Here is a 12249-nt window from a genome sequence, read left to right on the forward strand (position 1 = left end):
GTGTCAGCCGCAGCAACCGCCGCCGCAGCAACCGCCCCCGCCCCCGCCCCGGGGCGCCGGGGCGGCGGCGGACGCGGCGGCCGTGCCGCCGACGGCCACCGTCGACAGCAGCTTCACCGTGTCGTCGTGCCCCGCGGGGCAGCTCGCGGGGGCGGAGGACTCCGCCATCGGACGGTTCATCTCGAAGGTGTCGCCGCAGGTACGGCAGCGGTACTCATAGCGAGGCATGCGCACAGGTTAACCGGGCGAGGCCCGCGCGCGGCAGCTCAGTGGGCGGCGCCCGTACCCCGGTCCTGGCGGATCTGCCCGACCACCCGCGCCACCGTCTCCCGCACCGACTCCGTCTCGGTGAGGAAGTGCCAGTAGTCGGGGTGCCGCCCGCTCTCCAGTGTGGCGACGGCGCGGTCCAGCCGGGCCACCGACTCGTCCAGCGGCCGCGCGTGCCGCGGATCCGGTGTCGTCCGCCCCGTCATGGCCAGCCGCTGCGCGTCCCGGATCGCGAACCGGGTCCGCTGGATCTCCTGCTGCGGATCCCGCTGCACCGCGTTGAGCCTGTTCAGCCGGTCCCCGGCGGCGGACACGGCCTCGTCGGTGGTGTTCAGCAGGGCCCGCACCGTGGACAGCAGCGCCGTCGCGTCCGGCCACCGCTGCTCCTCGCGGGCGGCCCGCGCCTCCGCCAGCTTCCGCTCGGCCTGCCGCACGTTCTCCGCGGCCACCTCGGGCACCCGCTGGAGATCCTGCCAGCACGCGGCCGTGAACCGCCGCCGCAGCTCGCTGAGGACGGGCTCGACCTGCCCGGCGCGGGTGGTCAGGGCCTGCGCGCGGGTGCGCAGCGACACCAGCCGGTGGTCGATCTCGGCGGCCTGCTCCGGCAGCCGCCCGGCCTCCACCCGGATCGCCTCGGCCTCCCGTGCCACCCGTTCGGCCCGCTCCAGCGTGGGTGTGACGCCGTGCTGCCCCGCGCCCTGGTTGAGCCGGGTCAGCTCGGGGGACAGCGAGGCAAGCCGGGACGCGAGGTCGTCCGCCCTCAGCCCCGACTGCCGTACGGCGTCCAGGGCGTTGGACGCGGCGAGCAGGCCCTGCCGGGCCCGCTCGACGGCGGGCGCCACCCGGGCCAGCTGCGTCTCGGCCTTCCCGAGCAGCGGGCCGAGCCCACCGGCGAAACGGTCCAGCTCCCCCTTGACCCGCTCCAGCTCGTCCTTGGCCCGGGTCAGGTCGGTCCGCGCCCGGGCGGCGGCCGAGGCCTCCAGGTCGTCCCGGTCGAGATCGTGCGCGTCCACGGCACCGATGTACTGGTGGCTGACCTCGTCGATGCGCCGTCCGAGCGCCGCGAACTCGGCGACCGCACGCCGGGCGGCGGGCGAGTCGTCGACGGCGGTGATCGTCTCCACCGAGATCCGCAGATCCCGCTGGGCGGTGTCCAGCTCGTAGAACGCGGCCGCCGCGGCGTCCTTCGCGGCCTGCGCCTCCGCCCGCTGGCTCTCCGCGCGCCCGCCGAACCAGCGTCGGGTGCCGCCGCCCGCGAACGCGGCGGGCAGCGCGAGGGCGGCGACGAGCGGCAGCCCCATCAGGACGAGTGCGTCCCGCGCGGCGCGCGCGTACGGCATCGACGGCGACGAGTACGGCTGTGGTGGTGTCGCCGTCACATCCCTCTCCCGTGCTGTGGTCGGCCCGGCCCGGTGTCATTCTCCCACCGGTTGAAGACGAACACACGGGTCGTTCAGTTCGCCGTGTGCACGGTGATTCCGCCGTCGCCCGTGTGAACGGACACCCGGTGCGGGCTGGAGTCGTCCCGCGGCACCGACACCCGCACGCGGCCGTCGCCGCTCGACGCCGACACCCGGTAGGCGGCGCGGGGCAGGGAAAGGGTCACCGATCCGTCCCCGCTGACGGCCTCCACCCGGTCCGGCACGGCGCTCAGCTTCACCCGCACCGAGCCGTCCCCGGTGCGCGTACGGACGTCCCGCGAGGCCACCTCGGCGTGCACCGACCCGTCGCCGGTGCGCAGCGTCAGCGGACCGCTGGTGTCGGTGACGTGCACGGAACCGTCGCCGGTATGGATGCTGAGCGCCTCCCGGAACCCGCGCGCCCGCACGCTGCCGTCGCCGTTCTCCACCGCGACGGCGACGCCCCGGGGCACCTCGACCCGGTGCCGGGCGGCGCAGTCGGCGCCGAACCCGGAGCAGTGCACCCGCAGCACCAGCCGGTCGTCCTTCAGGGACCAGGTCACCTTCGGCCCCGACCCGACCAGCACCGACCCGGTGAACCACCGGGTGACGCGCACCCGCCCCGTCGCGTTCCCGTCCGCGGCGACGATCTCCAGTGCCGAGTCGTCGGAGTCGACGGTGAGGGACCTGCCCTCCAGGGCGAAGGTCCGGTGGTCGGGGTCCTTGTCGTCGCCGGGTGAGGCCCCGCAGCCGGTGGCCCCTGCGGCGAGCACGGCGGCCAGGGCGGCGACGGCGACGGCGCGGGCGGGACGGGAACGGGCCATGACGATGATCTCCCCCTGGGTGTGTGCCTCGGTGGTGCGGTCACCTCTCGACGTTAGGGGTCCCGACGCGGTCGCGGGATCCGGCGGGCCACCTGATCCACCCGGGGGTTGTCCCCCTGCCGTCCGCGGTCGGGGGTTTGCGGAGGACCGCCCCCGGCAATGTAGGCTGTCGACTCGTTCCCGGGTGCGTAGCTCAGGGGTAGAGCGCCTGCCTTACAAGCAGGATGTCGGCGGTTCGAAACCGTCCGCGCCCACCCAGTCCAGGGCCCCGCTCCACGATCAGGAGTGGGGCCCTGTAGATCGTTCGGGGGATGTTCGGGAGATCTCTGCCGGGCCCGTTGGCGAGTTCGGACCCGTGGACAGAGCCACCGGCTCTCCGCGTGTGGTGTGGCGGACCGGTCCCGGAACTGTGAGCGGGGCTGTGGCGTCCCACCTGTTGTGAAGGAAGAGATCAAGGGCCTCGCCGGTTTCCTGGTGGCCGGTCTGGGTGCCGCGGCGGCGCTGCTGGCCTGGGCACCGCTGGCGCGGGTCAACGTGGAAGGCGGATTCGAGGGGATCCACCGGGACCTCGGTGTCCTGTACGTCGACCTGCCGCTCGTCGCCGTGGGCGGCGCCCTGGTGCCTCTCGCCTGCTGGTTGCTCACCCTGCGCTGGTCCCGTCGCCCGTGGCTCGCCGCCTTGGCCGCCGTCGCCGCGGCCGCCCTGGGGATCTGGGGACTGACCAGCTGGTGGGTCCCCTACCGGGCGCCCGAGTTCGGCTACTGAGCAGGCGGTTCGTGCGGTGACGTCCTCTTCACGGTGAGGTCCTCTCCACGCTGGGGCCGGGGCGGGGTGTCCACGGTGAGGCGGCCGGGGCAGAGCGCTTGCCCCGGCCCGCCGGATACCGCTTCCCGACCGAGATCAAGCAGGTGACGGGGCGTCGGGGCCGGCGTCCGCGGACCGCTGGTCCGCGGCATGGCCGGGCGGGGTTCCGGGTGTCTGCTTGAGGCGCATGCGGGCCTCCACCCGGCTGTCGGCGGCTACCTCGGACCAGAAGCGGTGGGTGCTGACGAAGACCGCGAGTTCGTGTTCGCGGCGCCGTAGCTTCTCGACCTCGGCCTGTTCGTCCGGCGTCCAGCCGGGGGAGGCGGGGCGCTCCACCCTGCGCCAGCCGTCGTTGTCGCTGAAGCCGTCCAGCGGCTCCACCGACCAGGGGAGCCGCTTCAGCAGGGCCGACAGCTCAGCCCGGACCTGATGCAGCTCCTCCTGGCCGGCGCGGAGGTCACTGGGGAAGTCGTAGGTCGCAGCCACGCGCCAATGCTACGCCTGTTCGATTTCTTGGGGCGAGTCCGTTCCTCCGGTTCATGCGGACGAGTGACCGAGTCGCGCCGCCCCCTTCCTGCCGGCCCGCGGCGGCGGGCCGTGAGCAGCGATGGCCGACGCCCCGGCCGGGGAGCCGTGGAGGACGCCCCGGCCGGGGGGCCGTGGACGATGTCAGCGGGTGAGGTCCCGCACCAGCCGGGCGGTCACCGGCGCGGCCACCCCGTGCCGCTGCGCCGCGCGCAGCAACGCCCCGCCGATCGCGTCGAGTTCCATCGGGCTGCCCGCCTCGGCGTCGCGCTGCATCGAGGACCTCGTCCCGGGCGGGAAGGCGTCGTAGCGGGCGAGGGCCCCGGCCGGGTCCGCCGGTCCGCCGCAGGCACCGCTGACCGCCGCGGCCTCCCCCACCAGGGCGGTCAGCTCGTCGCGGTGCCGGGTGCGGATGTCGCCGATCGGGACGCGGTGGTGGGTGGTGAGCAGGGCGAACGGCGCGAGGAACGACATCTTCGCCCACAGGGCCGCCGCCTCGTCGTCGAGGACGCGGGTCGCCGGGCCCGCCTCGGACAGGGCCCGGGCAAACGCCTCCAGCCGGTCGCGCGGCACGGTGTCGCCGGCCAGGTCGATCTCGGCGAACGGGCTGCCGTGGTCGATGACGCCGGGTGCGACGCGGGTCGACTCCGCCCGGATGACGGCCGGGGCGACCAGGTCGGCCGGGTAGCGGGTGCGCAGGACGGCCGGGTGCTCGACGCCGTTCAGGAACGGTACGACGAGAGCGTCGCCGAGCGCCGCGGCGGGCAGGCGTTCCAGAGCGGCGTCGAGGGCGGTGTGCTTGACGGTGACGAGGGCGGCGTCGACCGGTTCGCGCAGTGTGGTGGCGGCCTGCGCGCGCACCGTGAAGTCGCCGAACAGGCCGCTGCGGACGCGGATTCCGTGCGTGTCCAGGGTCGCGGCGGTCTCCTCGCCGGCCAGGCAGACCACGCGGTGGCCGGCGCGGGCGAGGAGGGCGGCGAGCAGGCCGCCGATGCCTCCGGGGCCGAGGACGGCGATGGTGAGCTTGTCGTGCGCCATGCTGGGTGGCTCCTCGTTCGTCGGTCGGCCCCGCGGTCGGTGGCCGCCTCGGCAGTGATCATCGCAGGTGCCCGGTCCGCGGGGGAGGGGGCGGCTGTCAGTGGTGCGCGCGAGACTGGGGGCATGTGCCGGAGCATCAAGACTCTTCGTCCGCCTGCGTTGCCCGAGGAGGCGACGGAGGAGGAGATCCGGGCAGCGGCCCTGCAGTACGTGCGGAAGGTGTCCGGGTTCCGGGCGCCGGCCGTCCACAACCGGGAGGTGTTCGAACGGGCGGTGGACGTGATCGCCGAGGCCACGGCAGAACTGCTGGACGGGCTGGAGATACGGGGTGCCGGCATCCGGCGGTGACGAGCACCCCGGCCGGTCCGTCGTGCCGTCGGATCACCCGGTCGGCGCACCGAGGAAGAGCCCGGTCCCCACGACCGCCCAAGGCGGGCGGGGTTCGTGGCGCGTCCGCCCGCGGAGGGATGGGCCGGCCGGAGCGCGCGGCAGTGCGGGCGCGCCCTGGCCCACTGCCGCGGTGCAGGGCCGTGAAACGGCCCGGGGAAGGTTGTGCGACCGTGCGCGAGGGCGGGCCGGCGGGTTCGGCGCGGCGCGTCCGGCGGAGCGCTCAGCCCGCGACCGCCGGCCTGCGGCGCATCAGGTACGTCGCGCCCGCCCCCGCCGCGAAGAGCGCGCCCAGGGACACCGCCGTGGCCAGCCATCTGGTCCCCAGCCACTGGGCGCCGAAGTAGCCGAGGGCGGTGCTGTAGGCGGCCCAGGACAGGCCGGCCAGGGCGGACCAGGGGAGGAACTCGCGAGCCCGGCGGCGGGCGGCGCCCGCGGTCAGGGAGACGACGGAGCGGCCGGCGGGGGCGAACCGGGCCAGGACGACCAGCGCACCGCCTCCTCCGGCGAGCGCCGTGCCGAGACGTTCCTGCGCGGCGCGCAGCCGGCGGGACCGGGCGAGGGCGCGGTCCAGCCGGGGGCCGCCGCGCCAGGCGAGGCGATAGACCGCGAGGTCGCCCAGCACCGATGCGGTCGCGGCGGAGAGGATCAGGAACAGCGCGTCGGGGACCTGGCCCCGGGTCACGTCCGTGCCCGCCGCCGCACCCGTGCCGGCTGCCGCGGCGGTCGCCGCCGCGATGACGAGGACGCCGCTCGGCAGGATCGGTACGAAGACGTCCAGCAGCACCGAGGCGGCCACCACCGCGTAGATCCATGGACTGCCGGTCAGCGCGCCGACCTGTCCGAGACTCTCCAGCACCGCTGACTCCCCGTATCCCCCGTGGGCCGTACCGAGCCGCGGTGTCGCGGGGAGCGGCAGGAAGCGGCCTGTGACAGCCACCCAGCGTACGCGGGAGGTGGGGCGGAGGGGCTCCGGGGGCCGGTGGGACGCGAGGGGGCTGTCGGGCGGGTCCGTGGGAGCCGGCCCCCGCGGGGCAACCGGGAAGGAGCCGGGCGGCCGCGCGCCAGGCGCCGGGCGGCCGCCCCTGGGGCCCGCCGCCCGGCGGAGCGTCAGACCGCCACCGGTGACCGCTCCGTCGCCGGGTTCGCGGCCCGACCACCGCGCCGGGCCAGCAGGCGGTCCAGGCCGAAGGCGCCCGAGCCGGTGAATACCAGCAGGAAGAAGGCCCAGCAGAACAGTGCGGAGGCCTCGCCGCGGTTCTGGAGCGGCCACAGCGCCGCCGGCTGGTGCACGTCGAAGTAGGCGTACGCCATGGAGCCCGAGGCGAGCAGTGCCGCCGCGCGGGTGCCCAGGCCGAGCAGCACCAGGCCGCCGCCGAGGAGCTGGATCGCGGCGGCGTACCAGCCGGGCCAGGTGCCGGCCGCGATCGTGCCGCCGTCGGTGCCCGCGGCGCCGCCGAGGACGCCGAAGAGCGAGGCGGCGCCGTGGCAGGCGAAGAGCAGGCCGACGACGATGCGGAAGAGGCCCAGGACAAAGGGCAGGGCGCGGTCGAGGTGTCCGGTCATGTGGGGGGTGACTCCTTCGGTTCTGATCGCTACCGAATGAGCACTAGGTTAGGCATGCCTTACTCATGCTTGCAAGTTCAAGCTCCAGGGGTGAGCCCGGACTCCGCCACCACGTGCAGCGTGCCGTCCGGCCGGGCCTGCTCCAGCGACAGTACGGCGGAACGCCCGTGCAGTGTCAGCGTCATCAGCTGGTTGCCGAACCAGGGGCCGCCGGTCCTGCGCCAGCGCACCGGCGGACGCGGGACGCCGCCGTGCCGCGCGAGCCGGCGTCCCAGCGCCCGCGCCGCCGCGCTCCAGCCGAAGCGGAAGCCCAGCCGCATCGCTGCAGGGACGGAGTTGTGCACGGGCGAGCAGGTCAGCTGAACGACCCGGGCGGCGGGGGCCCGGCCGTCCGGCCAGAACGGCTCAGCCGTGTACGCGTGGTGCACGTCCCCCGACAGCACGCACACCGTCGCCGGGGCGTCCGGCCCCGAACCGGCCTCGGCGAGCAGTTCCGCCAGCGCCGCGAAGGACGTCGGGAAGGCTGCCCAGTGCTCCAGGTCGGCCCGCTGCCGCAGCCACTCCCCGAAACGCGCCCAGCGGGGCCCCCTCCCGCCCAGGCACAGCGCCGCGCTCCACGCCTCGGCGTCGTGCACGAGATGCGGCAGCAGCCACGGCAGCGACGTGCCGACCAGCAGGTGGTCGCAGGAGTCCGGCCGGTCCAGCGCCTGCTCGCGCAGCCATGCCGCCTCGCCGGGGGCGAGCATCGCGCGCCCCTCCTCCTCCAGCACCCGCGCCGCCCGGGTGTCGACCATGAGCAGCCGGACGCGGCCGATGTCGCGCCGGTGGCTCCAGCGCGCCGAGGACGGGTCGGCGTCCGCGGCGGCGGCGAAGGCGCGCAGGACCTCGGTGGCGTCGGGGGTGCCGCGCACGGCGGCGAAGAGGGGGTCGGCGTCCAGTTCGGCCGGGGAGAGGTTGCCGAGGTGCTGGTACACCCAGTACGACATCAGCCCGCTCAGCAGCCGCTCCCGCCACCAGTCGGTGGCCCGGATGGCGGCGAGCCAGGCGGCGGAGGTGTTCCAGTCGTCGATGACGTCGTGGTCGTCGAAGATCATCACGGACGGCACGGTGGACAGCAGCCAGCGCACCTGCGGGTCGAGCCAGGACTCGTGGTAGAGCCAGGTGTACTCCTCGTAGTCCGCGACCTCGCCGCCCGGGGGGTCGGACGGGTCGCGGCGGGCGGCGAGCCGCCGGCGGATCGCCGGGGAGGTCTCGTCGGCGTACACCTGGTCGCCCAGCAGTACCAGGAGGTCGGGGCGTTCGTCCTGCGGGCCGGCGGTGAGCCGCGAGGCCAGCGCGTCCAGTGCGTCGGGGCCGGCCGGGTCCTTCGCGGCGCCGGACCGCGCGGCCCAGCGGCAGGAGCCGAAGGAGACGCGGAGCGGGCCGTCCCCGCCCGGCGTCCGGATGACGGAGGGCGGGAGGCGGGAGTCCGGCGGCGGCCAGACCGGGGTGCCGTCGAGGAGCACCTCGTACGCCGTCGCCGTGCCGGCCGTCAGGCCGGTCACCGTCACCAGCGCGTAGTGGTGTCCCGCCACCTGGAAGGTGCGGGCCGTGCCGCCGGCGCCACCGGCGCAGCGCACCTCGGCGGTGCACGGACGGCTCGTCTCGACCCACACGGTCGCGGACGAGCCGTCGGCGTACCTCAGCAGTGGTCCCAGGCGCAGTCCGGCCATGTGATCCCCTCCTCCGTCGCCCGTACCGTACGGAACGAGGACGGAGAATGGGGAGATCCCGGGCGCCTGTGGTCTGTCAGCAGTTCGCCAGGTAGTTCTGCAGGGCCGTCTTCTCGGCAGAGTCGACCGACAGGTCGTAGTAGTACTTCACCTGCACCCAGGCGCGCACGTAGGTGCAGCGGTAGGCGGTGCGCGACGGCATCCACTGGGCCGGGTCCCTGTCGCCCTTGGACTGGTTGACGTTGTCGGTCACGGCGATGAGCTGGGGCCGGGTCAGGTCGTTGGCGAACGCCTTCCGCTGCGCCGTGGTCCACCCGTCGGCGCCTGAGTCCCAGGCCTCGGCGAGCGGGACCAGGTGGTCGATGTCGAGGTCGGAGGCGGCGGTCCAGGTGGCGCCGTCGTAGGGCGAGTACCAGCTGCCGCTGGTGGCGTGGCAGGAGGAGTTGGTCACGACGTTCGTGCCGTCGCGCTTCAGGACCGTCTCGCGGGTGTTGCAGCTGCCGCTGATGGTGATCCAGTGCGGGAACAGGTCGCGGTCGTAGCCCGTACGGTCCTCGGCGGTCACGGTGAGCCGGGCGAGGTAGGTGCGGGCGGTCGAGGCGCTGACCGGGGTGGGGAGGGCGGCGGAGGCGCTCGGAGCGCTGAAGAGGGCGGTGGAGGTGATGAGCCCGGTGAGGGCGGCGAGTATGCCCGTCCGTCGATGCGCGTAGAACCTGGGCATGTGCGAACTCCCTTGGGTCGTGGGGGTGTTGGAGCGCGAGCGAAGGGAATGCTGGCGGCGCCGTGTTGCGCGGGGATGTGCGCCGGGTGAGAACGTAATGACGCGTCCATGACATGACAAGGTTGAGGTTCGAACTTTTTGTTGCCTACGATGGGTCGCGTTGAAGGGGAGTAGCTCTTCGCCGGACCGTCGACATACTGCTCAGCTCGCGCTGGGCCGGCGCCCGGGGGCGGAATCAAGGATTCCGCCAGCGAGACCTTCGGCCAGCAGTGCACGCCCGCGCCCCTCGGTGCGGGCGCCCGAGCGCGCTGCCGTGCCGAGGCGTCCGCGCGTGATGTGCAGCACTCTCGGTGGGGCGGCCCCGACCGATCGAGGAACCTTGGTCAGCATCACCGTCTCGACGCTCGCCTTCGGCGTCGTCTTCCTCGCCGAACTGCCCGACAAGACCGCGCTCGCCGGCCTCGTGCTCGGCGCCCGCTACCGCGCCTCGTACGTCTTCGCCGGTGTCGCCGCGGCGTTCGCGCTGCACGTCGTACTGGCGGTGGCCGCCGGCAGTGTGCTGACGCTGCTGCCGCAGCAGGTCGTGCAGGCGCTCACCGGCGCGCTGTTCCTGGGTGGGGCCGCGCTGCTGCTGATGAAGAAGGGTGAGGGTGGCGAGGAGGTCCGCAGGCCGGAGGACCAGACCTTCGTCAAGGTCGCCGGAGCGGGCTTCACGCTCGTCCTCGTCGCCGAGTTCGGCGACCTCACGCAGATCATGACGGCGAACCTCGCGGCCCGCTACGACGATCCGCTCTCCGTCGGCCTCGGGGCGGTGCTGGCCCTGTGGGCGGTGGCCGCTCTGGGCATCGTCGGTGGGAAGGTGCTGATGAGGAGGGTTCCGCTGGCGCTGATCACCAGGATCGCGGCGGCGCTGATGGTCGGCCTCGGCGTGTGGAGCCTGGGGGAGGCGGTCGCGGCGTGAGGGTGCGTCTCGGTGCCGTCGAGCTGAACGGTGGGTGAACGATCTGCGGCGGCGGTGGCGGGATGCCGGAACTATTTTGTACCGTGGGGGAACAAAGTGGTTCCCGTCCGCTCTCCCTGACCGGCGGGCGGGGCCGTCTTCGTCCCCGCGGGGCCCGGCCGGCCCGACCCGCTGACCCCCGTCACGACTTTCCCGGAGCTGCCGATGACGGCCACCGCCGCCTCCACCGTTCTGCCCGCCCGTGCCCTGCTGCTCGACATGGACGGCACCCTGGTCGACTCCGACGCCGTCGTGGAGCGCATCTGGCGCCGCTGGGCGGAGCGGAACGGACTCGACGGCGACGAGGTGCTCAAGGTCGTCCACGGACGGCAGGGGTACGCGACCATGGCGGTGCTGCTGCCGCACCGGCCCATGGAGCAGAACCTCGCCGAGAACGCACGCATGCTGGCCGAGGAGACCGCCGACATGGACGGCGTCGTGCCGGTGCCGGGGGCGCCGGAGTTCCTCGCCTCGCTGACCTCCGCGGCGGTGCCGCACGCACTGGTGACCTCCGCCGACGTGGCGCTGTCGACGGCGCGCATGGCCGCGGCGGGGCTGCCGCTGCCCGGCGTGCGGGTGACCGCGGAGTCCGTCGGGGCGAGCAAGCCGGACCCCGAGGGCTTCCTGAAGGGGGCCGCGGAGCTGGGCGCCGCCGTGGAGGACTGCGTGGTGTTCGAGGACTCCGGTGCGGGGATCGCGGCGGGCCGGGCTGCCGGGATGCGCGTCGTGGGCGTGGGACCGCGGGCACGGGCGTACCGGCCCGACGCGTGGGTGGCGGACCTGACGCAGGTGCGGGTGGAGGCGGCCACCGGCGGCACCGCCCTGCGGCTGCACGTGGCCTGACGCGCCGTCCCGTACCGGGCGGGCGGTCCGCACCGCCCCGCGGATCGCCCGGTCCCCACCGGGCGCCGCGGCGCCCCGGCGTCAGGGCTCCCGGGTCTCCGCCTCCAGCATCGACCGCGTCTCCCGGCCGTACACCCCCAGGCGGTCCGAGCGGATGCCGCGGGCCCACTGGTAGCGGGCCAGGGCGTCCTCCACCCGGCCGTTGAAGCGGCCGTTGACGTCGCCGCCGTACAGGTACAGCTGACGCAGGCGGAGCTGCAGCTCGGTGACCTCCGGGCCCTTGTCGCCGCGGCGCAGCACCGGGGCCTCGGTCGAAGGCCCCAGGGCGGGGGCGGACTCGCTCGCGGTCGCGGTCGCGGTCGACGCCGTCGCCGTCGGGGACGGGCTCGACTCCGCCGTCCGGGAAGGCGTCGGGGCCCCGCTCGACACCGACTCCGACGGGGACGGCGAGGGCGACGCGCTCGACGGGGACGGCGACGGGGACGCCGCCGAGGCACTCGCCGACGCGGTCGAGGCCGTCGGCGACGCAGGCTCCGGCGCCGCGCTCGTCGTGGTGTCCGGAACAGCCGCCCGCACGTCCTTCGACGCGGCGTCGTCCCGGGACGGTGTCTGGTACGAGAACAGCCCGCTCGCCAGGCCCGCCACCGTCACGACGCCCGCGACGGCCCCGCTCACGCCCAGCACGACGCCTCGGCGGCGCGCGGGTTCCTTCCGGCCGCGCCGACCCCGGGCCCGCCCTTCGCGGGCGTACGGGTCCCGGGCACGGCCCGGACCCGCCCCCTCCCCCTCGAACAGGCTCAGATCCGTCGCGCTCGGCGGGCTCACCGGCGGTGCCAGCGGGGCCGGGAGTACGGACGTCGCGTCCGTCGCGTCCGGTGCGGCAGTCGGGTCCGGCTGCCGCGAGGACGGCACCGGGGCCGGTGCCGGGGCTACGGCGCGCAGCGCCATCGTCTCCTCGACCGCCCCGGCTGGCCCGGCTGGCCCGGCGGCTTCGGCGGACCCCGTCGTCCTCGCCGCCCCGGCCGCCGTTCCCGAGTCCGCGGCACCGGCGGCGTCCTGCCTTCCCGGTGCCCGCGGTGCCGGGGCTACGGCGCGCAGCGCCATCGTCTCCTCGACCGCCCCGGCCGCCGCACGCGCACGCGCGTCGCCGGCGCCCCCGGCG

The 12249-nt window shown here is 74.9% G+C and carries 14 protein-coding genes, 1 tRNA gene and 1 pseudogene; 6 read left to right on the forward strand and 10 right to left on the reverse strand.

What is annotated here, in order from left to right; all coding sequences use genetic code 11:
* Nucleotides 1–3: 3 nt before the first annotated feature.
* The 3 genes from I3F54_RS19080 to I3F54_RS19090 all read right to left on the reverse strand — a co-directional run bounded on the left by I3F54_RS19080 (nucleotide 4) and on the right by I3F54_RS19090 (nucleotide 2491).
* Nucleotides 4–228, reverse strand: a complete 225-nt coding sequence (locus tag I3F54_RS19080; protein ID WP_240120028.1) for a zinc ribbon domain-containing protein — start codon at nucleotides 226–228, stop codon at nucleotides 4–6.
* A gap of 38 nt (nucleotides 229–266) precedes the next feature.
* Nucleotides 267–1646, reverse strand: a complete 1380-nt coding sequence (locus I3F54_RS19085; protein ID WP_374205937.1) for a hypothetical protein — start codon at nucleotides 1644–1646, stop codon at nucleotides 267–269.
* Nucleotides 1647–1720: 74 nt separating this feature from the next.
* Nucleotides 1721–2491 carry a DUF4097 family beta strand repeat-containing protein gene (locus I3F54_RS19090; protein ID WP_240120029.1) on the reverse strand — a complete coding sequence of 257 codons (771 nt, stop codon included), beginning with the start codon at nucleotides 2489–2491 and terminating at the stop codon, nucleotides 1721–1723.
* 182 nt (nucleotides 2492–2673) lie between these two features.
* On the opposite strand from I3F54_RS19090, the gene I3F54_RS19095 reads away from it, so the two are divergent.
* Nucleotides 2674–2745 (forward strand) — tRNA-Val (locus I3F54_RS19095).
* Between the two features lie 184 nt (nucleotides 2746–2929).
* A complete protein-coding gene (locus I3F54_RS19100; RefSeq protein WP_240120030.1) occupies nucleotides 2930–3256 on the forward strand; it encodes a hypothetical protein in 327 nt (108 codons plus the stop codon).
* 135 nt (nucleotides 3257–3391) lie between these two features.
* Here the strand turns inward: I3F54_RS19100 and I3F54_RS19105 are convergent, their stop codons facing one another.
* The gene (locus I3F54_RS19105; protein WP_240120031.1) at nucleotides 3392–3781 is read right to left on the reverse strand and encodes a hypothetical protein; all 390 of its coding nucleotides are present in this window, start codon (nucleotides 3779–3781) and stop codon (nucleotides 3392–3394) included.
* 183 nt (nucleotides 3782–3964) lie between these two features.
* On the reverse strand, nucleotides 3965–4858 hold the full coding sequence (locus I3F54_RS19110) for a 2-dehydropantoate 2-reductase (protein WP_240120032.1): 894 nt from the start codon (nucleotides 4856–4858) through the stop codon (nucleotides 3965–3967).
* Nucleotides 4859–4981: 123 nt separating this feature from the next.
* Here I3F54_RS19110 and I3F54_RS19115 point away from each other — a divergent pair, with 123 nt between their 5' ends.
* Nucleotides 4982–5206, forward strand: coding sequence for a DUF2277 domain-containing protein (locus I3F54_RS19115; protein WP_240120033.1), 225 nt, complete (start codon nucleotides 4982–4984; stop codon nucleotides 5204–5206).
* Between the two features lie 262 nt (nucleotides 5207–5468).
* Here the strand turns inward: I3F54_RS19115 and I3F54_RS19120 are convergent, their stop codons facing one another.
* The 4 genes from I3F54_RS19120 to I3F54_RS19140 all read right to left on the reverse strand — a co-directional run bounded on the left by I3F54_RS19120 (nucleotide 5469) and on the right by I3F54_RS19140 (nucleotide 9244).
* Nucleotides 5469–6104, reverse strand: coding sequence for a DedA family protein (locus I3F54_RS19120; RefSeq protein ID WP_240120034.1), 636 nt, complete (start codon nucleotides 6102–6104; stop codon nucleotides 5469–5471).
* A 251-nt stretch (nucleotides 6105–6355) separates the two neighbouring features.
* Complete coding sequence (locus I3F54_RS19130) at nucleotides 6356–6811, reverse strand: DoxX family protein (protein ID WP_240120035.1); 456 nt, start codon at nucleotides 6809–6811, stop codon at nucleotides 6356–6358.
* A gap of 77 nt (nucleotides 6812–6888) precedes the next feature.
* Nucleotides 6889–8523, reverse strand: coding sequence for an alkaline phosphatase D family protein (locus I3F54_RS19135; protein ID WP_240120036.1), 1635 nt, complete (start codon nucleotides 8521–8523; stop codon nucleotides 6889–6891).
* A gap of 76 nt (nucleotides 8524–8599) precedes the next feature.
* Nucleotides 8600–9244 carry an HNH endonuclease family protein gene (locus I3F54_RS19140; RefSeq protein WP_240120037.1) on the reverse strand — a complete coding sequence of 215 codons (645 nt, stop codon included), beginning with the start codon at nucleotides 9242–9244 and terminating at the stop codon, nucleotides 8600–8602.
* Nucleotides 9245–9623: 379 nt separating this feature from the next.
* On the opposite strand from I3F54_RS19140, the gene I3F54_RS19145 reads away from it, so the two are divergent.
* Nucleotides 9624–10205, forward strand: coding sequence for a TMEM165/GDT1 family protein (locus tag I3F54_RS19145; protein ID WP_240120038.1), 582 nt, complete (start codon nucleotides 9624–9626; stop codon nucleotides 10203–10205).
* Nucleotides 10206–10409: 204 nt separating this feature from the next.
* The gene (locus I3F54_RS19150; RefSeq protein WP_240120039.1) at nucleotides 10410–11087 is read left to right on the forward strand and encodes an HAD-IA family hydrolase; all 678 of its coding nucleotides are present in this window, start codon (nucleotides 10410–10412) and stop codon (nucleotides 11085–11087) included.
* Nucleotides 11088–11168: 81 nt separating this feature from the next.
* On the opposite strand, the gene I3F54_RS19155 is transcribed toward I3F54_RS19150, so the two are convergent.
* Complete coding sequence (locus I3F54_RS19155) at nucleotides 11169–11387, reverse strand: peptidoglycan-binding protein (protein ID WP_240120040.1); 219 nt, start codon at nucleotides 11385–11387, stop codon at nucleotides 11169–11171.
* Between I3F54_RS19155 and I3F54_RS19160 the strand changes: the two are divergent.
* Nucleotides 11368–12249, forward strand: a pseudogene (locus I3F54_RS19160) (hypothetical protein); the annotation flags it as partial. The gene I3F54_RS19155 and the pseudogene I3F54_RS19160 sit on opposite strands and share 20 nt — an antisense overlap.

The sequence above is a fragment of the Streptomyces sp. MUM 2J genome (genome assembly GCF_022414535.1).
In the GTDB taxonomy this organism is placed as follows: Bacteria; Actinomycetota; Actinomycetes; order Streptomycetales; family Streptomycetaceae; genus Streptomyces.